We start from the raw sequence: 18,179 nt of genomic DNA on the forward strand, positions 1-18,179 counted from the left end.
CCTGAACTTCCTTTATAAAAAATCGACGGATAAAGGCGGGATGATGATGAATGATTGGCCGAGACCCCATTACTTTTTCGCCGTGAAGCTTCCCGATGAGACGAAATCGTTCCTTTCCCGCTGGGTGGGCGGGGCGTTCCCGAAAGACTGGTTCGGGCGCTGGGTTCATCCCCTCGACTATCATATTACGATGGCATTTTTGGGAAATGTGAAGGAAAATAAGGTAAAGGACTTTTCCTTGAGGATGGCCGATATGCTGAAGGAGGAAACCGCCTTTCCCTTGACATTGGGAGAGACGGGGTATTTCGGGAAAAAAGATTCGCCGAGGGTATTTTGGGCGGGGGTGCAGGATTCCCCTCCTTTGGCGGAACTGCAAAGGAAGATTTTCCGGCTCTGCCTCGATGAAGGGTTCCGCTTGGATCAAAAACCTTTCCGGCCTCATATCACCTTGGCAAGGAAGGGGACGGAACACTTGGAACCCGGCTCCGTCGTCAAGCCGATCCATCATCCGGAAGGCACCCCCCATACCTTTTTCGTCGAACAGGTCGTCCTTTATAAGACGGCAAGGCGAGAATCCCCGAAATATCAAGAGCTGGTGGTCATGCCGTTGAAAAAATGACCCCCGGGGAACCGAAGGAAACTTGAGGAAATCTTTCGGAGAATCGGAGAAAGGGGCAGGACAGAGAGGGTTTTGAAGATGGGGCAACTGATTAAACTGCAGGATTATATTTCCCGCTACGAAGAGGATCTGGCCGCTTACACGACCCGTTTTATCCTGTTCAAGCGGCGCCGCTGGGAGCGGTTGAAACAGTGGTGGGAATCCGCCCGGGAAGCGGGGGCGCCGGGCGCCGGAAACCGGGCGGATGGGGATGCCGGTTTTTCCCCGCCTCCGTTTCCGGAAGAAAGCGTCATGGCGCAAAGATCGGGGCGGCTGGCGGCGGATCCCGGCACAGCGGAAAAATCCGCCTCGTTGGAGGCGTTGAAAAAGGCTTTTTTAAATGATCTGTTCGAACTGCAAATCAAATGGGCGAGCTCCACGGCGGCGAAAATATCCTATGTCGACCGGTCCTATTACCGTGACGGCCATTTGAAGTTCCTGATGCAGCGTTTTCCCGATACCTTTTTATGCCTCTACAAGCCGGTTTTTCTGCTGAAAAAAGCGCCCGTGGAGGCGGAGATCGTTCTGATCACCCCCGTGGAGCTCCTTTGCTTGAGCTTTTTGGAAGAAGAGGAGGATGCGATTTATATCGCGTCATCGGAAAAATTTTGGCTGAAGCGGGCCGGGGAACGGGAGGAGAAAATCGTGAACCCGTTTTTGGCCTTGAACCGGACGGAAGCGATTGTCCGCCGCCTGCTGAAAGAATACGGGATCGGATTCCCGGTTACGAAAACGGTCGTCGCCAGCAACGGTTATATAGATTATCCGTCCGCCTCCTTCGGGCAGGAGACCGTCGACCGGCTCAATTACGAATCCTGGTTCCAGCGTTTGCGGAACCTCCGTTCGCCGCTGAAGCACGAACAATTGAAAGCCGCCCGGGCCCTCCTCCGGCATTGCCATTCCGTCTATTTGCCGCGGCAAAGATGATGGCCAGGGCCGCTCTCCGTTTTTTCCGCCGCGGCGGCGGACCTTTTGCCTTGAGGGCGGGATTTCGCTGTGGCAGGGCCGGCCGGTTCTTCAAACAAGAGTGCGGGCCCGCCGGATATTTTGTCCATCGCATCCATTTGCCAAGAATGTATGAGACGCCGCGTATTACCAAATTTCCGTTCATCATGTCCGCCATCCGTGCCGCGCGTGCGGGATGATCGAACCATTTTCGTATTTTGCAAGGTAAAGAGGGAAGAAGATGAAACTATATTTTATCATCAATCCGGTTGCAGGAAACGGATTCGGTTTAAAAATCTGGAAAAAAATCGAAAATCTATTGATCCAACAAAATATTTCCTTCTCCGCCTTGTACACCAAATTTGCCGGACACGCCTCCCTTTTGGCCGAGGAAATCGCCAAAAGGAACAAACAGGCGGTGGCTGTCGTTGCCGTCGGCGGGGACGGAACGATTCACGAAGTCGTCCAAGGGGCGAACCGCTATGAACATGTCTCCGTCGGCTACATCCCGGCCGGTTCCGGGAACGACTTTTCCCGGGGCTTTGCCATTCCGAAAAAACCGCTGCAGGCGGCGAAGCAGCTGATCGGCCTGTTGGACCGGAAGCATTTCCCGAAATTTGACATCGGCCTTTTCCAAAACAAAAAATTTGACCGGGGGACCTTCGTCAACAATTTCGGATGCGGATTCGACGCCGCCATCTCCATGAAGGTGAACCGGTCGAGGCTGAAACGGATCCTCAACCGCCTGGCTTTGGGAAAATTCGTTTATGTCTGTTATCTATTGCAGCAATTGTTCCTTTATAAACCTTCCAAGGTGACGATACAAATAGATGAAAAGTCCTATGAATTCGAGAAGGTCTGGCTTGTGACGGTGTCGAACCAGCCCTATTACGGCGGCGGAATGAAAATCGCGCCAAGCGCGAATTTGTCCGACGGGAAATTGGATGTGATCTGCGTCCACAACATTTCCCGCATGAAGATCTTATTTCTGTTCGTCACCGTTTTTTGGGGCGGACATATCAAAATGAAGGAAGTTTCCGTCCTGACCGGGAAGAGGATCCGGATTTCGCCCGCCCGGGCATTGCCCCAGCATGCGGACGGGGAATTTGCCGGGTACGGTCCGGTGTCGTTGGCGGTAAAACCGCGGGGGATCGCCGTGTTGACGGAGGGTTCGGCAGAAGATTTTGGTGCTTGACGAATCCGTTTTCAAAACTGTACAATCATGAGGTGTTTATTTTTCCGACGGATAAATGAAGGTGAAACCGGTGGAGCATATATTGGGAAGCGGATGGCAGATTGAACCGGCAGGCGGAGTGACCGGTGAAGCTTTTTTCGCCAAACATCAAAACGATAAACTGTTTTTGAAGCGGAATTCTTCCCCGTTTTTGGCCGTGCTTTCGGCGGAAGGGATCGTGCCGAAACTGATATGGACGAAGCGGCTGGAAAACGGCGACGTCATCACGGCCCAGAAATGGGTGGAGGGCAGGGTGCTGGAGCCCCGGGAAATGAACAACCCGGATGTGGCGAAGCTTTTGAAAAAAATCCACGGTTCCCAGCCGCTCCTGACGATGATGCGCCGCCTGGGGAAAAAGCCCCTGTCCCCGGACACGATGCTCCGGCAGCTGGCCGAGCGGCTCCATCCGGATCTGAAAAAGGAAAAAGCCGCCCTTGCCGCGTTGTATGAACAGCTCCCGCTTCTGCCGGATGACCAGTGGGCGGTATGCCATTCGGATGTTCACCACCAAAACTGGCTCTTGACGAAGGACGGAAGGCTGTATCTGATCGATTGGGAACAGGCGGCGATTTCCGATCCGGCCCTCGATCTCGGCCCGCTTCTCTACTGGTATATCCCCGAAAGCGGCTGGGAAAATTGGCTCCGCCATTACGGGGCGGAATTGACGGATCAGCTAAGACACCGGATGAAATGGTACGCCATCTACCAAACGATATGGAACGCCAATTTTTACAAAAATAAGGGAGAAGAGGAAATCTCCCGCTTTTGGTCGCAATATTTGGACAAGATCCAACCATTCTCCTGAAAGGGAGAATTTTTTATTTTACTCCGAAATTTGTCCGAGCAGGCCGATCCATTCGGCAAGCCGTTCCCGATGATTCTGGATATGGGATTCCGGCCGGTTCGTATTCTTCCCCTTTTGGCCGTATTCGTAAACGTCCATTAAAACGGCTTTGAAACTTTCGTCGATGCTGCCGTCGGCCAAGAGGGATTTCACGGTCCGTTCGATCTGTTCGTATTCCGCCACCGTGCCGGCGGCATCCGAATAATGATCTTCCAAAAGGTCCTTCAACAATTGCATCTGATGGATGTGGTCGAGCGGCATCGTCTTTTCCTCCCGGTGCAAGGATTTCAGGTGTTATTATTTTTTCCCGGGCCGCGGGAAAAGTATGTGTCCGCGGAAATTTCGGCCATGATCCCGGCGGATCGGCGGCGGGCGCGGTTTCGGATGCCGGGAGACGTTTCCCCGGGCGAGAAACAAAGCACGTTTGAGTCGGCGGGAGGCTCCCCGTTCCCGCTGATGAACGGCGAAAGAACATAGCGGGTCTTCGGGGATTTTCTCCCGTCGGCCCGGCGGATGGACAGCGGCGTATGAGAAAACCTGTACGCCCGCGGGAATTTCCTTGCGGATGAAGGCGTCCGGATCAATTGCCGGCGGCGGCAGCGGGCCTTTTTGCCTTGCCGTGAACAAGAAGCCTCCGCCCGCCCGATAATCCTTGCCAAGCGAGGGCAATCGTGGTATGGTGAAGAGCAGGAACACGGGATCTTGACGAATCAAGGTTTTAAACTGCCCGAAGACAAAAAAATGACGGGGTGATGGCATGCGTCTCAGAAACAAACCATGGGCAAAGGAAAAAATTCTCCAGCATCCCCAACAGGTCATTCCCGAACCGGAAAAATATGCGGGAAAATGGCGGGAACTGTTTCAAAACGAAAACCCGATCCATCTTGAGATCGGAACGGGAAAGGGAAAGTTCATTACCGAGATGGGGAAAAAATTTCCCGAAATCAACTTCATCGGGATCGAAGCCTATGATTCGGTCATCGTAACCGCCCTGGACCGGCTTTTGGAATCGGGGCTGGAAAACGTCAAATTGATCCGCATGAACGCAAGGATGCTGACGGAAATCTTCGGAGCGGGGGAAGTGGAGCGGATCTATTTGAATTTTTCCGATCCGTGGCCGAAACGAAGGCATGAAAAAAGGCGCCTGACCCATAAAAATTTTTTGCAAATGTACGAACGGATTCTCGTCCCCAACGGGGAAATCCATTTGAAAACCGATAACCAGCAGTTTTTCGAATACTCCCTCGTCAGCTTTTCCCAATACGGATTCGTTTTGAAAGAGGTGAGTCTCGATCTTCATCAGTCCGAATTCCAAAAGGAAAATATCATGACCGAATATGAAGAAAAGTTTTCCCAAAAGGGAAACAAAATTTTCCGCTGCGCCGTTTATTTGCCCGAAAAAGCGTAACACCTCCCCTCCGGGTCCGCAGACGGCGGCGTTCACGCCGGCCGGGACGGAACAACGGAATGGCCATTATAAAAAATATTCTGTAAAATGGAAGGGGAGGTGAAAAAATGGAATCGCTGAAAATCGGAAAAATCACGTTGACATGGTTAAACGGGGGAGTCACCCATCTGGACGGCGGGGCGATGTTCGGCGTCGTTCCGAAGGCGCTATGGTCCAAAAAATACGCGGTAAACGAAAAGAATCAGATCGAACTGCGGACCGACCCGATCCTTGTCCAAACCGCCGGCCGGAATTTTCTGATCGAAGCCGGCATCGGCAACGGCAAATTGACGGAAAAGCAAAAGCGTAACTACGGGGTGACGGAAGAATCCAAGGTCGAAGAGTCCCTGCGTTCCCTCGGGCTGACTGTGGAAGACATCGACGGGATTATCATGACCCATCTGCATTTTGACCATGCTTGCGGGCTTACAAGGCGGGAGGGGGATGAGTTTGTCCCCGTTTTTCCGAACGCGAAGATCTACTGCACGGAAAAGGAATGGGCGGAGATGAGAAATCCGAATATCCGCTCGAGGAATACATATTGGGAAATAAATTGGAAGGGGATCACGGACCGGGTCGTCACCTTTTCCGACGAGGTGGAAATTTATCCGGGGATCCGGATGATCCATACCGGCGGACACAGCGACGGGCATGCGATCGTCCTCATCGAATCGGAAGGGGAGACGGCGATCCATTTGGCGGATCTGTTGCCCACCCACGCCCATCAGAACGTTCTCTGGGTGATGGCCTATGACGATTATCCGATCGATTCGATCCGCCAGAAACAAAAATGGATTCCCTACGGGGTGGAGAAAAATGCCTGGTTCCTCTTCTACCACGACGCCGTGTACCGGGCGCTGAAGTGGGACAAGGACGGAAGCATCACCGAAAGCCTGAACCGGATCCGGACGTCTTGAAAACCGGGCGATCAGGCGAAGATTTTTGAAGGGAAAACCGATTTTTCGGGTTTTGGACGGCCGGCGGTTCCGGAAAAGGAAAAAGGGGCGAAGGCGTCCGATCGCGACGTGCATCGTGGCGGCGGAATGGCCGCCGTAGAAATGCCGCCGGATATGTCAGTACCGACCGCCCGCAGCTCCGGCGGCCGCTTTCGGGAACGGCCCTCCGCCGAACGGCATTCCCGGTTGCGGAAGGCCGTCCCGGATCCCTTGCCCCTGCCGCCGGGGACGCTCCCAGGCGGGCCGAAGGCGGTTCCATTCAAAGGGAAGCAGCTGCGGCTGGCAGCAACCGGGTCGGTTTGCCGGAACCGGGGCGGCCGCGGAAACGGCCGATTTTTCCCAGCGGTTTGCTCAGACGATGAGCCGGCTAAACTACCGCGGCGGTAAAGGAATCTCCGGTTTGCCGAGGGCCTTTATGCAGGAAGGAAAGGCGAGGGCATCCGTTTTCCCTTTCGGTTTACGGGTCGATTTCCTCCAGTTTCAAAAGGTCCCCCGTTTTCGCATCCGCCAAAAATTCATAGGTGACCGGTTTGCCGCCGCGGATTTGGGTGATTCCTCCCCGGTAGACGGCGGCATTTTCCGTTTCGCTTGCCAAAACTTCCGGGATGGAAACGATCCAGGAACCGGTGATTTTCCCGTCCTTTTGCAAAGCGGCTTTCGCCTTGCGCAATGCCTTTTCGGCGCCGATCAAGGTTTTGCCGGAACGGATTTTCCAAAGATAAGCCGCTGCGAAACCGGCCCCGGCGCCGAGGAAAAAATGTCTCCATTTCAACGAAATCTCCTCCCGTCTTCTACGACCATAAGTATACCCGGAATGGCTTCCGTTTTCTACAGCTTTCGCGAATCAGCCGGCTGCGGAAGCTATTTTTCTTTTTCTTATAGTCAATGGCAAAAAATTTCTGTAAAATAAACGGTGAACGTCATTGTTTCGGTAGACTGATGAAAAGGGGAAAGACGATGAATCAGAAAACGCTTGATTTGTTTAAGACCTTGACGGAACTGCCGGGTGCGCCCGGCTTTGAACACCAGGTCAGGAAGTTTATGAAAGAACAATTGGCCAAATACGCCGACGAGGTGATCCAGGACCGTTTGGGCAGCATTTTTGGCGTGAAACGGGGCAAAGAAGGCGGACCGGTCGTCATGGCTGCCGGACATATGGACGAGGTCGGCTTTATGGTTACGTCCATCACCGACAACGGCATGATCCGTTTTCAGCCCCTCGGCGGCTGGTGGAATCAGGTACTGTTGGCCCAGCGGGTGGAAATTATCACCGACAACGGGCCGGTTCCGGGCGTGATCGGTTCCATCCCTCCCCATCTCCTGGACGAGGAAAAGCGGAAAAAGCCGATGGAAATTAAGAACATGCTGATCGACATCGGCGCCGACGACAGGGAGGACGCGGAAAAAATCGGCGTCAAGCCCGGGCAGCAGATCGTTCCCGTTTGTCCCTTCACTCCCCTCGCCAACCGGAAAAAGATTATGGCGAAGGCCTGGGACAACCGTTTCGGCTGCGGCTTGGCGATCGAATTGCTGAAGGAGCTGAAAGACGAATCCCTCCCCAACACGTTGTACGCCGGGGCGACCGTGCAGGAGGAAGTCGGTTTAAGGGGGGCCCAAACGGCGGCTTCCATGATCCGGCCCGACATCTTTTTCGCCCTCGAAGCCAGCCCCGCCAATGACATGACCGGGGACAAACAGGAATTTGGCCGCCTGGGAAAAGGGGCGTTGATCCGCATCTACGACCGGACGATGGTCTCCCATCAAGGCATGCTGGAATATGTGCTGGATACCGCCGAAACCCATCGGATCCCCTATCAATATTTCGCTTCCCAAGGTGGCACCGATGCGGGACGGGTCCATACCGCCAATGAAGGGGTCCCGAGCGCCGTCGTCGGCATTCCGGCCCGCTATATCCACACTTCCGCCGCCATCATCCATACGGACGATTACGCGGCGGCGAAGGAATTGTTGATCCGTCTGGTGAAGGGATGCGACCGCACCGTATGGGAAACGATAAGAAAGAAAGGATGACCGGTTCCGATTGCCGTTCCGTGCGTTGCCGCCGGCGGGATGGCATGAGGCAGCCCTTTTCTTTCCATTGCCGCCTTCTCCTTTTTCCAAACCGAAACTCGGCATGACAACGTTCGAGAGGAGTGTAGCCGTATGCCCCGACGCAAGCTCATGATCGGTCTCGTTCTCCTTTGCCTTCTGCTGCTTTTGCCGGCCTGCTCCACGTCGCTCCGGAAAGAGAAGGAAGCCGCCGCAGAGGGCGTTGAAGAAGCGTTCCGGCAGGAAGCCAAAGAAGCGAATCAAAAAACGGAAGACATTTCCTTTTATTTGCCGGCGGGAATGATCGTAAAAAGCGAAGACAAATACAATCACCTGATTCAAAAAGGCTCGAAGATGTTCATTTTGTTCATCAACCCGAATGAAGATTCAAAAAGCAAAGTGCTCTATCAAACGGCGAAGGAAGGGTCCAAGGATTACCTGTTGGACAAGACCTTTCGGGCCGACGGCCGGTTCGGATATTTGCTCATTCAAAAATTGAAGGATGATCTGTATGAAGTGGTCGTCGGGATCGGGGGGATCAAAATGACCACGGAGACGGAACTTTCCGGCCTCTCGAAGGATGCCAAATCGATGATGGAGATCGTCCGTTCCATCAAGATGGAAAAGGAATAATCGGGGAAAAGACTGTTCCGGATGGGGAGGGACAGCTTTTTTCTTGTCCGTGTCCCATGCGGAAGATCGTTTCCGCATTTTGCCGGGCGGAAATGGGGGGCAAACCGGAGGCGCTAGTCGCCTTCAGCCCTTTTTGTGGCGGGCATCGGCACCCGGCGGCCCCGCCGTTTTTAGCGGAAACGGCAAAGGTTTACCCGTGGCGACGGCAATTCCTTGCCTCTGCAAAACAGGCCGCCGGCAGCCGCATGATTGCGTTCTTCATTGGAATTCGCCCGGCTTTTTCGGCTGCCGTTTCATGCGGTTGACCGGGTCCCGCTTCCAACCGCCTGCGGGTTTCGCCGGGCCTTGTCGGACGGTTTTTTCTGCAAAAGCGAAAAGAAAGTGGATGATGGCGATGAAAATGACGGTAGAAAAATTGAAAAAATTGCTGACGGAAAGGCTGGAAAAAGAAGGCCGAAACATCGCTTACAACCGGGAAAAGGATCTGCTGCGCGTGGAAAACGCGGAGAGCGGAAAGGGCGTCACCCTTTCCCTCGGCCCCGTCCTGGCCAAATGGGAAAGGAATCGGGAAAAAGCGATCGACGAAATCGTTTTTTACGTGGAAGAAGCCTTAAGGGCGATGGAAACCGAGGTGAAGATCACCGGCAACGAAAGGAAGATCTTTCCCGTCATCCGTTCCACCTCCTTTCCGAAAACGGCCGGCGGGAAACCCCTTGTGTACGACGAGCATACGGCCGAGACCCGGATCTTCTATTCCCTGGATATGGGAAGCAGCTACCGCCTGATCGACGAAGGGATGCTGGCCGACGAAGGGCTGGACGCCGGCCGAATCAAGGAAATGGCCCGATTTAATTTGCGCTCCTTGGATCATCCGGTGAAAAAGGATTCCGTATCCGGCAACGACTTTTATTTTGTCAATACGAATGACGGGTACGATGCCAGCCGGATTTTAAATGAATCCTTTTTGAAGGAGATGGAAAAGAAAATCAAAGGGGAGATGGTCCTTTCCGTTCCCCATCAGGATGTTTTGATCATTTCCGACATACAAAACAGCACGGGGTACGATGTGCTGGCCCATATGACGATGCATTTCTACACTTCGGGCCGGGTGCCGATTACCCCCCTTTCCTTTTACCTGAAAGACGGCGAGCTGGAGCCGATCTTCATCATGGCAAAAAACAAACCCGGAAGAAAGGAGTAAAACGATGATCGCCTTTTATAATCCGGAAGGTGTGGGAGATATTTTGCTGATCACTTTGGAACCCTTCGAAAAACAAAACGTCCGAATTGAAAAAAAGGGAGATGTCGTCCGCATTTTTGACGAAAAGACGCGAAAGACGGTCGGGTACAATATTTTTCAAGCGTCCCGGCATTTTTCCCTGAAGGCGGAAAGGGGCCGGGCTGCCGTCGACGGGGAAATGATCGATGCGGTCAACCGGCTTTTGCGGGAAAACGGGTTTGAGGAAATATCCGCCGATCTTTCCCCCAAATTCGTCGTCGGTTTGGTGAAAGAGAAAAAGAAACATCCGAACGCGGATAAACTGAGCGTTTGCCAAGTGGATGTCGGCGGGGAAGTTTTACAGATCGTCTGCGGCGCCCCGAATGTGGAGGCGGGGCAAAAGGTCGTCGTGGCCAAAGTCGGGGCCGTCATGCCGAGCGGGATGGTGATCAAAGAGGCGGAACTGAGGGGTGTCAAGTCGATGGGGATGATTTGTTCGGCGCGGGAATTGGAATTGCCAAACGCCCCGCAGGAAAAGGGCATCCTCGTGCTGGATGATGCCTACCGGGTAGGCGAACCCTTCGAATTTCCAGGCCAGTAGGGGCCTTGCGCGGCGCAAGACCGGAGGAAAAGTGCGGGTTCCCCGGGATGAAAAAACCTTTTTTGGGACGTTTGGCCCGCGACGGGATGAATGCGAAGCATGCGGGAGGGACGGAAAACCGGCCGTTCCCTTTCCGCTTTTTTTATTGATCGGCGGGATTTGCCGGATGGGGGTTTTCCCCGCTTCTTTTCTTTCGGCTGTTTTCCATAGGTAAATGTTCGGGGGGATCTTCCTTGTTTTTTGATAGGATTTGTATTGGAAGGCGGCGTCCTTCAGGATCCTGCGATGGCGAAAAAATTACTTATACAATAAGCTGTTTTTATTAAAGAAAACGCTTTCCAATACAGGTTTTTTTATTAAAATTTAAAGGGACGGGAGGTGACGAAGAAGCATGGATCGGAATTTGCTGGATACGAACGTAGTCGCGCAGATCGGGGTGGTGGTCAAAGACATCGAAAAAACGTCGCAAGCCATTGCCGATTTTTTCGGAATGGACAAACCCGAAATCATCATGACCCCTTCCCGGGAGAAGGCGAAGACGGTCTTCAGGGGAAAACCGACGGAGGCGCGGGCGAAACTGGCATTTTTTCAATTGGGAAACCTTCAGCTGGAATTGATCGAACCGGATCGCGAACCGAGCACATGGAAGGAATTTTTGGATGAGCGCGGGGAAGGGGTTCATCATCTGGCCTTCCGAATCACGGGCATGAAGGAAAAAATCGAACGGTTGAACAAGAACGGCATTCCCTTGATCCAGTCCGGGGAATATCCCGGGGGGCGTTATGCCTATCTGGATGCCGGCGATGTTTTGCGGATGATCATCGAATTGGTGGAAAATGACTGAAAGGGGAAGGAAATGAAGATCTTTATCACCGGTGCCAATCGCGGACTGGCGCTGGCTTTGGCGAAAACAGCCCTGGAAAGGGGTCACGAGGTTTTTGCTGGGGCAAGATCGCTCGATCCGAAAAAACTTTCACAGTTGAAAGATCTCCAAAACCGCTTCGGAGCCAAGCTGATCCCGGTGGAAATCGATGTTTCCGACGAATCTGGCGTCATCCGCGCTTTTCAACAGGTGAAACGGCATACGGAACGGCTGGATGCGGTGATCAACAATGCCGGGATTTTGATGGGAAGGGAACGTTCGATTGCGGATACGGATCTCGACGAATGCATGGATACGATGAATGTCAACGCCTTCGGACCTTTGCGGGTGATCAAGCATTTTCTCCCCCTCCTGAAAAAAGGAGACAATCCGACCGTCATCAATGTTTCCTCCGACGCGGGAAGCATTAGCAGCGCATATGGCGGGGATTATGCCTACGGCCTTTCGAAAGCAGCTTTAAACATGCTGACGGCAAAGGCAAAAAAGGAGTTGAAGGCAAGTGGGATCCGCGTATTTTCCGTTCACCCCGGATGGATGCGCACGGACATGGGCGGGCCGTCTGCTGAAATCGACCCGGAAATCCCTGCGGCGGGCATTTGCAAAATGATTGAATTCTCCGATTTTCCGGAACAGGATCTCATTCTTGTGGATTATGAAGGAAAACCGATGGATATTTAGGCCTTCTGTGAAAGGGTGAATGGAAACCCGTTCCATGTTCAAGAATGACATCGGGAACCCGTTCCATCCGTGCAGGGAAGCTTAGCCATCCGCCTTTTCCCTTTGCCTTTCCGGAGAAACATGGTTTTGCTCACTGCGGCGAACATGCCCGCGTTTTTTCTCTTCCTGATCCTCGGGGGGTTCATCAGACGCCTGCTGGCCACGCCGGTTAAAAAAAGGGCGAGCCCTTTCCTTAACACGGTTTTACGGGAGGACTTTTCCCGGTTATTCTTTCCGTTTAGCGCTTAATGAATAAAAGCAATTTTCATAAAATCACAGGATTGCCGGCCATTCCAAGCCTGGAATAGAGAAAACCGTCATTTGAAACGATGCGGCCGGATATCCTTAAACCGCGATGGGAATAAAAAAGAAACCTTGAACTGTCGAGGAGGAATGAACATGCATGTGGACATGCCTTTGGAGGAGCTGAAAACGTACACGGGAAAAAGCCCGAAACCGGACGACTTCGATGAATATTGGCAAAGGGCGATGGATGAGCTGGAACGGCAGTCCTTTGATTATGAATTGGTCCCCGCATCGTGCCAATATCCGAATGCGGAATGCTTCGATCTCTTTTTTACCGGCGTGGGCGGCGCAAAAATCCATTGCAAGCTGGCAAAGCCGAAATCCGGGAAAAAGGCGGGGCCGGGACTCGTCCTGTTTCATGGCTATTCCAGCGGAAGCGGCGATTGGTTTGACAAGGCGGCTTTCGCCGCATTCGGTTTTACTGTCATCGCCCTCGACTGCCGCGGCCAGGGCGGGTTGTCCCAAGACAATTTGACGGTTGCGGGAAATACGTTAAGGGGACATATCATCCGCGGGCTGGACGATCCGAATCCGGACAAGCTCTATTACCGGAACGTGTTCCTCGACACTGTGCAGGCGGCCCGGATTTTGATGTCCATGGAGGAAGTGGATGAGAACCGGATCGGCGCCTTCGGGGTTTCCCAGGGAGGGGCGCTGGCGACGGTGTGTGCCGCCCTTGAACCGCGGATCAAAGAACTGGTGGCCGTCTATCCCTTTTTATCGGACTATCGAAGGGTTTGGGAAATGGATATCGCCAATTCCGCCTACGAAGAGCTGGCCTATTATTTCCGGCAATTCGACCCGAATCATGAAAAGCACGAGGAGATTTTCCGCCGTCTCGGCTATATTGATATTCAAAATTTCGCCGACCGGATTCGAGCGAACGTCCTGTGGGTGACCGGCTTGAAGGATACCGTTTGTCCGCCCTCCACCCAATTTGCCGCCTACAATAAAATCCGGGCAAAGAAAGAAATGCTTTTGTACCCTGAATACGGCCACGAATATTTGCTCGGGCTCCAGGATAAGGCGATGGAAAGGTTTTTGAGACTATAGGAAAATGGGAGCTTCAAAGGCGATTGCAATCAATGAACATTCACCGTCCGAACCGGCGTTTGCCGGTTTTTTCTTTGTAAAAAAGGCCGGCTGTTTTTGCGGAAGGGCCGGAGCCGGTCTTTCATCAAAAAAGGATCGGGATTTCCTGATCCAGGAAAACTAAAACAGCTTGGCGCGGCACCGGAGATAGTGCCGCCCAAGCCGAGGACCGGGCGGATGAGCTAATCCGAAAGAACAATCTAAAGAGCAATCCGAAACGTCAAGGCGAAGGTTGGCTGCCCGAATCGGTCCGGTTCCGGAGAAGGGCCTGAAAACCGCAAGACTCAAGTGGCCGCACTCAGTTTGAATAGGAGGCTGGTAAAGTCCTCCCGGGGCAAGCGCAGGGGAATGCCGGCACCCATTAATTGATCGCCGGCAAAGTATTCCGCTTTTTCCCCGAGCCGGTACACCCGGTCCGGATCCAGCCCCTTCAGCAGCAGCCGTTTCCGGGGAGGATGGGGTTCGGATAAAACCCGGAAATAAAAGACGACGGCCTCCTTTTTGTCCTCCGAAACGAACATCCATGCCGTTTCGTTTCCTTCAAAGGGGCTTAAAAGCCGGTAAAAATCCCCCTGCTGGACAAGCCTGCGAATCTGTTTATAACGGGCAACCTGTTCTTTCACCAATTTCTTCTCTTTTTCGTTCAATTTCGTCAAGTCGAGCTCGTAACCGAAATTGCCGCTCATCGCCACATGACCGCGGGTGGCGAGGGGGGTTACCCGCCCCACCTGATGGTTCGGCACGGCGGATACGTGGGACCCGATGGCGCTGATCGGGTAAACGAGGCTCGTTCCGTATTGGATTTTTAAGCGTTCCACCGCATCGGTGTTGTCGCTGGTCCAGGTTTGCGGCATGTAATAGAGCATTCCCGGGTCGAACCGTCCCCCGCCGCTGGAACAGTTTTCGAACAAGATGTGGGGGAAGGCCGATGTTAACCGTTCAAGGATTTCATAAAGTCCGAGGATATAACGGTGGGCGATTTCCATCTGCCGGTCCGCCGGCCATTTTTCGGAACCGATCTCCGTCATGTTCCGGTTCATGTCCCATTTCACGAAGGACACGGGAACCCGGGAAAAAATGCCGCTGAACGTTTCGATGATATACTCGCGGACATCTTGGCGCGAAAGGTCCAGGATCAACTGGTTCCTGGCCAGCGTCCTCCTTCTCCCTTTGACATGCAGACACCAATCGGGGTGCTTTTTGTACAGCTCGCTTTCCGGGGATACCATTTCCGGTTCCACCCAAAGCCCGAATTTCAAACCGAGATCGTTCACCCGTTTGGCCAAGCCTGCCAGGCCGTGGGGCAGCTTTCGCCGGTCTTCCTGCCAATCCCCGAGGGAAGTGGTGGCATCGTCCCGTTTCCCGAACCAGCCGTCATCCAAGACGAACAATTCGATCCCGAGTTCGGCTGCGGCTTTGGCGATTTCCAGGAGCTTTTTTTCATTGAAGTTGAAATAAGTGGCCTCCCAATTGTTCACCAAAATCGGCCGTTCTTTGTCCCGGTAAACCCCCCGCGCCAACCGGGTCCGGTACAACCGGTGAAAGGTCCGCGACATCTCCCCGATCCCCCGGGAGGAGTAAACCATGACCGTTTCCGGGGTTTGGAAGGATTCCCCGGGAGCAAGCTTCCAGGAGAAATCAAAGGGATTGATGCCGACCGATACCCTCGTCGTGAAAAATTGGTCCACCTCCGCCGCGATCAGAAAATTCCCGCTGTAAACGAAACTGAACCCGTACACTTCCCCCTGATCCTCGTCCGCATTCGGGGAAAGAAGCGCCATGAATGGATTCAGCTGGTGGCCGCTGGCGCCGCGCCGGCTTTCGATGGCGGTGATTCCCGGGCCGATCGGCCTTCTCTGGATATGGGCTTCCCTGCTCCATGCCCCGGAAAGATAAAGGACATCAAAACGGTTATGGGGAAAATCGACGGAGGCGCTTAGCGCCCGAAGGAGGCGGATCGTTTGTTTCCCTTTGTTCGTGAAACGGACCGAGCGGGCCAGACAATCGAAATCTTTAAATACGGTGTAGGAGAGGATCGCTTCCAGTCCGGAATATGGATCGGTTAAAACGACTTCCAAGGTCTCCGCTTCCTTGTCCGTTTCCGTGTAAACCGCCGGAAGCCCGGCCAGTTTGGGTTTCCCTTTTACGATGCGGTGATTTTTATAAACCAGTTCGCTGATGCGGCTTCCGTCTTCTTCCAGCCGGATTTGATAGGCGGGGTTCCGGTGATCCCCTGATCCGTATTGAGGATATTCCTGCGGGAGCCGGTCGAGAAAATCCTTTGCATAGGGTTTAAATAAATGGGCAAGCCCGCGCTGGTGGTTCAATTTTTTCCCCCAGTACCCGTGAACGGGATATCCGTTCATGATTCGGAAAATGTAGCTCATGTTTTTCGCCTGCAAGTGAAACAAGGAGGTTTTTTCATCTACAAAAACCGGCACGGCGGGTTCCTCCATTTCCTAGGATTATAAAATAAGGCAATCGCCAACGGATATTTTCTTTTTATTAGCGTATGGGAAAGGGGTTCTGGCCATTCCCCGCAGACCGGGCTTTCCTTTCTCCCCCATGTGCCGGCAAATGGGACTGCGTGAAAATCGGAAAACAGGGCGGCGCGGCCGGATAGTTAACGATAAAGTTAAAAAGATACCGGACCGCTTCAAATGCTCCGCCCGCCGCCGGAAAATTTTGCGGAAATGCCGGCCCGGCCTGGAAGTTTTGCGCAAGGGACCGTTCCGGGAAATAGTTTTTTTCCGCAAGAAGTGCTATAATCATTAAATACGGAACATCCCCTCCGGTTTTTGTGAAAAGAAAAGAAAATATACACATATACTAATTTACATAGGAAGACTGTTGGAGGTTCTTGGAATATGACCGTTTATCATTTTATCGGCATCAAAGGTTCCGGAATGAGCGCCCTTGCCCAAATCCTTCACGATATGGGCTTTACCGTCCAGGGTTCGGACGTCAAGAAGCATTTTTTTACCCAGGATGCGTTGGAAAAAGCGGGGATACCCATTTATCCCTTCAATAAAGAAAATATAAAAACGGGAATGATCGCCATCGCCGGGAACGCCTTCCCCGACACCCACGAGGAAATTGAAGAAGCCTTGAAAATCGGCATTCCCGTCATCCGTTATCACCATTTCATCGGCGATTTCATCGAAAATTTTACGAGCATCGCCGTGACGGGAGCCCATGGGAAAACGTCCACGACCGGGCTTCTGGCCCATGTGCTGGAGGCCGCCAAGCCGGTTTCCTATTTGATCGGGGACGGCACGGGAAAAGGGAACAAAGAGGCGGAATTTTTTGTGTTTGAAGCCTGCGAATACCGCCGCCATTTTTTGGCCTATAAGCCCGATTACTGCATCATGACGAATATCGACTTCGACCACCCCGATTATTATGCGAACATCGACGACGTCTTTTCCGCCTTTCAGGAATTGGCGCTGCAGGTGAAGAAGGGAATCATCGCCTGCGGGGACGATGAGAATTTGCAGAAGATCCAGGCGAAGGTGCCCGTCTTGTACTACGGATTCGGGGAAGAAAATGACTTCCAGGCGCGGAATGTGGAGAAAACGACGGAAGGCACCCGTTTCGATGTGTTCGTCCGCAACAACTTTTACTCGTCCTTTTTCATCCCGACCTTCGGGGATCACAACGTGCTCAATGCCTTGGCCGTCATCACCTTCTGCGATTATGAAAACATCGATGTGGAGATCGTGAAGAAACAATTGGCCACTTTCCACGGCGTGAAACGGCGGTTTACCGAAAAAAAGGCCGGGTCGCAAATCCTGGTGGACGATTACGCCCATCATCCGCGGGAAATTTTGGCGACGATCGATGCGGCCAGGCAAAAATATCCGGGGAAAAAGATCGTGGCCGTTTTTCAACCCCATACGTATACGCGGACACAGGCGCTCTTCGACGAATTTGTCGAAAGTTTGCGCAAGGCCGACCATGTGTTTTTATGCGAGATTTTCGGTTCGGCGAGAGAGAATCACGGAAAATTGTCCATCAAAGACTTGAATGCGGCCATCGAAGGCTCGCAAATTCTCGATGAGAAGGATCCTTCGCCCCTGGCGGAATTCGGCGACAGCGTGATTCTGTTTATGGGCGCCGGGGACATTCAAAAATACCAGGAGGCCTATGAAAATTATTTGGCCGAAAAGGGGATCCTGACCACAGCAAGCACAACGGAATAGTTGTGCTTTTCTTTTTCGGATTTGTGTCGTTTTTGGGCGTTTGATGCGGGGTTTCCATTACCGCGCAGGGTAAACGCCTTCTCCCGGGTTTCAAGGAATTTTTTTCTTTTCACGGTATGAGTGAAATATTTCTGGCCAAAATTAAGGTCCTTCAATAGGTGAGTGATTAAAGAGCGCTCACCTATTGAAGGGGGAACCAAGCCTAAGTGCGGCAGGAAAGGAGGCAAATACAATAAAAAAGAGAGATACTCCTTGGTCCTTTCCTTTGAAAACGGCGCCTTTTCTCTTAATTTTTCTATTGCACGAAAGAGATTTGCGAGTACCGGTTGCATGTGTATTTTGAAAGGAAAGAAAATAAAAAAAAGAAATAGTTTTGTATTTTACACATTTTCT

The 18,179-nt window shown here is 52.8% G+C and carries 17 protein-coding genes; 14 read left to right on the plus strand and 3 right to left on the minus strand.

Annotation, left to right across the window (positions count from 1 at the left end; genetic code table 11):
- Positions 1-46: 46 nt before the first annotated feature.
- From thpR to A3EQ_RS0120000, 4 genes are all read left to right on the plus strand, one after another.
- Positions 47-619 (plus strand): RNA 2',3'-cyclic phosphodiesterase, encoded by a 573-nt coding sequence (gene thpR / locus A3EQ_RS0119980; RefSeq protein WP_040369766.1) that lies wholly within the window; start codon positions 47-49, stop codon positions 617-619.
- A gap of 78 nt (positions 620-697) precedes the next feature.
- Positions 698-1,585, plus strand: a complete 888-nt coding sequence (locus tag A3EQ_RS0119985; RefSeq protein WP_020156920.1) for a hypothetical protein — start codon at positions 698-700, stop codon at positions 1,583-1,585.
- A gap of 259 nt (positions 1,586-1,844) precedes the next feature.
- Complete coding sequence (locus A3EQ_RS0119995; RefSeq protein WP_020156922.1) at positions 1,845-2,798, plus strand: diacylglycerol/lipid kinase family protein; 954 nt, start codon at positions 1,845-1,847, stop codon at positions 2,796-2,798.
- A gap of 70 nt (positions 2,799-2,868) precedes the next feature.
- A complete protein-coding gene (locus A3EQ_RS0120000; RefSeq protein WP_026500111.1) occupies positions 2,869-3,642 on the plus strand; it encodes a phosphotransferase family protein in 774 nt (257 codons plus the stop codon).
- 18 nt (positions 3,643-3,660) lie between these two features.
- On the opposite strand, the gene A3EQ_RS0120005 is transcribed toward A3EQ_RS0120000, so the two are convergent.
- The gene (locus tag A3EQ_RS0120005) at positions 3,661-3,942 is read right to left on the minus strand and encodes a YtzH-like family protein (RefSeq protein ID WP_020156924.1); all 282 of its coding nucleotides are present in this window, start codon (positions 3,940-3,942) and stop codon (positions 3,661-3,663) included.
- Between the two features lie 496 nt (positions 3,943-4,438).
- Here A3EQ_RS0120005 and trmB point away from each other — a divergent pair, with 496 nt between their 5' ends.
- Positions 4,439-5,089: a tRNA (guanosine(46)-N7)-methyltransferase TrmB gene (gene trmB, locus A3EQ_RS0120015; RefSeq protein WP_020156926.1), complete on the plus strand. Its 651-nt coding sequence runs from the start codon at positions 4,439-4,441 to the stop codon at positions 5,087-5,089.
- A gap of 107 nt (positions 5,090-5,196) precedes the next feature.
- On the plus strand, positions 5,197-6,045 hold the full coding sequence (locus tag A3EQ_RS0120020; RefSeq protein WP_020156927.1) for a YtnP family quorum-quenching lactonase: 849 nt from the start codon (positions 5,197-5,199) through the stop codon (positions 6,043-6,045).
- 496 nt (positions 6,046-6,541) lie between these two features.
- Here A3EQ_RS0120020 and A3EQ_RS0120035 read toward each other — a convergent pair whose 3' ends face one another.
- Positions 6,542-6,856, minus strand: coding sequence for a PepSY domain-containing protein (locus A3EQ_RS0120035; protein WP_020156930.1), 315 nt, complete (start codon positions 6,854-6,856; stop codon positions 6,542-6,544).
- A 185-nt stretch (positions 6,857-7,041) separates the two neighbouring features.
- Between A3EQ_RS0120035 and A3EQ_RS0120040 the strand changes: the two genes are divergently transcribed.
- The 7 genes from A3EQ_RS0120040 to A3EQ_RS0120080 all read left to right on the plus strand — a co-directional run bounded on the left by A3EQ_RS0120040 (position 7,042) and on the right by A3EQ_RS0120080 (position 13,545).
- Complete coding sequence (locus A3EQ_RS0120040) at positions 7,042-8,115, plus strand: M42 family metallopeptidase (RefSeq protein WP_020156931.1); 1,074 nt, start codon at positions 7,042-7,044, stop codon at positions 8,113-8,115.
- 132 nt (positions 8,116-8,247) lie between these two features.
- The gene (locus tag A3EQ_RS0120045) at positions 8,248-8,766 is read left to right on the plus strand and encodes a hypothetical protein (RefSeq protein ID WP_020156932.1); all 519 of its coding nucleotides are present in this window, start codon (positions 8,248-8,250) and stop codon (positions 8,764-8,766) included.
- A gap of 394 nt (positions 8,767-9,160) precedes the next feature.
- On the plus strand, positions 9,161-9,967 hold the full coding sequence (locus tag A3EQ_RS0120050) for a DUF1444 domain-containing protein (protein ID WP_026500112.1): 807 nt from the start codon (positions 9,161-9,163) through the stop codon (positions 9,965-9,967).
- Positions 9,968-9,971: 4 nt separating this feature from the next.
- Positions 9,972-10,586: a YtpR family tRNA-binding protein gene (ytpR, locus tag A3EQ_RS0120055; protein WP_020156934.1), complete on the plus strand. Its 615-nt coding sequence runs from the start codon at positions 9,972-9,974 to the stop codon at positions 10,584-10,586.
- A gap of 391 nt (positions 10,587-10,977) precedes the next feature.
- Positions 10,978-11,430, plus strand: a complete 453-nt coding sequence (locus A3EQ_RS0120065; RefSeq protein ID WP_020156936.1) for a VOC family protein — start codon at positions 10,978-10,980, stop codon at positions 11,428-11,430.
- Between the two features lie 12 nt (positions 11,431-11,442).
- Positions 11,443-12,147 (plus strand): SDR family oxidoreductase, encoded by a 705-nt coding sequence (locus A3EQ_RS0120070; RefSeq protein ID WP_020156937.1) that lies wholly within the window; start codon positions 11,443-11,445, stop codon positions 12,145-12,147.
- 438 nt (positions 12,148-12,585) lie between these two features.
- A complete protein-coding gene (locus tag A3EQ_RS0120080; RefSeq protein ID WP_020156939.1) occupies positions 12,586-13,545 on the plus strand; it encodes an acetylxylan esterase in 960 nt (319 codons plus the stop codon).
- A gap of 323 nt (positions 13,546-13,868) precedes the next feature.
- Here the strand turns inward: A3EQ_RS0120080 and A3EQ_RS0120090 are convergent, their stop codons facing one another.
- Positions 13,869-16,025: an alpha-galactosidase gene (locus A3EQ_RS0120090; RefSeq protein ID WP_020156941.1), complete on the minus strand. Its 2,157-nt coding sequence runs from the start codon at positions 16,023-16,025 to the stop codon at positions 13,869-13,871.
- Between the two features lie 426 nt (positions 16,026-16,451).
- Here A3EQ_RS0120090 and murC point away from each other — a divergent pair, with 426 nt between their 5' ends.
- Entirely contained in the window at positions 16,452-17,786 is a 1,335-nt protein-coding gene (gene murC, locus A3EQ_RS0120100) for a UDP-N-acetylmuramate--L-alanine ligase (RefSeq protein ID WP_020156943.1), read from the plus strand.
- Positions 17,787-18,179: the final 393 nt, after the last annotated feature.

Source organism: Caldibacillus debilis DSM 16016, assembly GCF_000383875.1.
Classification (GTDB): domain Bacteria; phylum Bacillota; class Bacilli; order Bacillales; family Caldibacillaceae; genus Caldibacillus; species Caldibacillus debilis.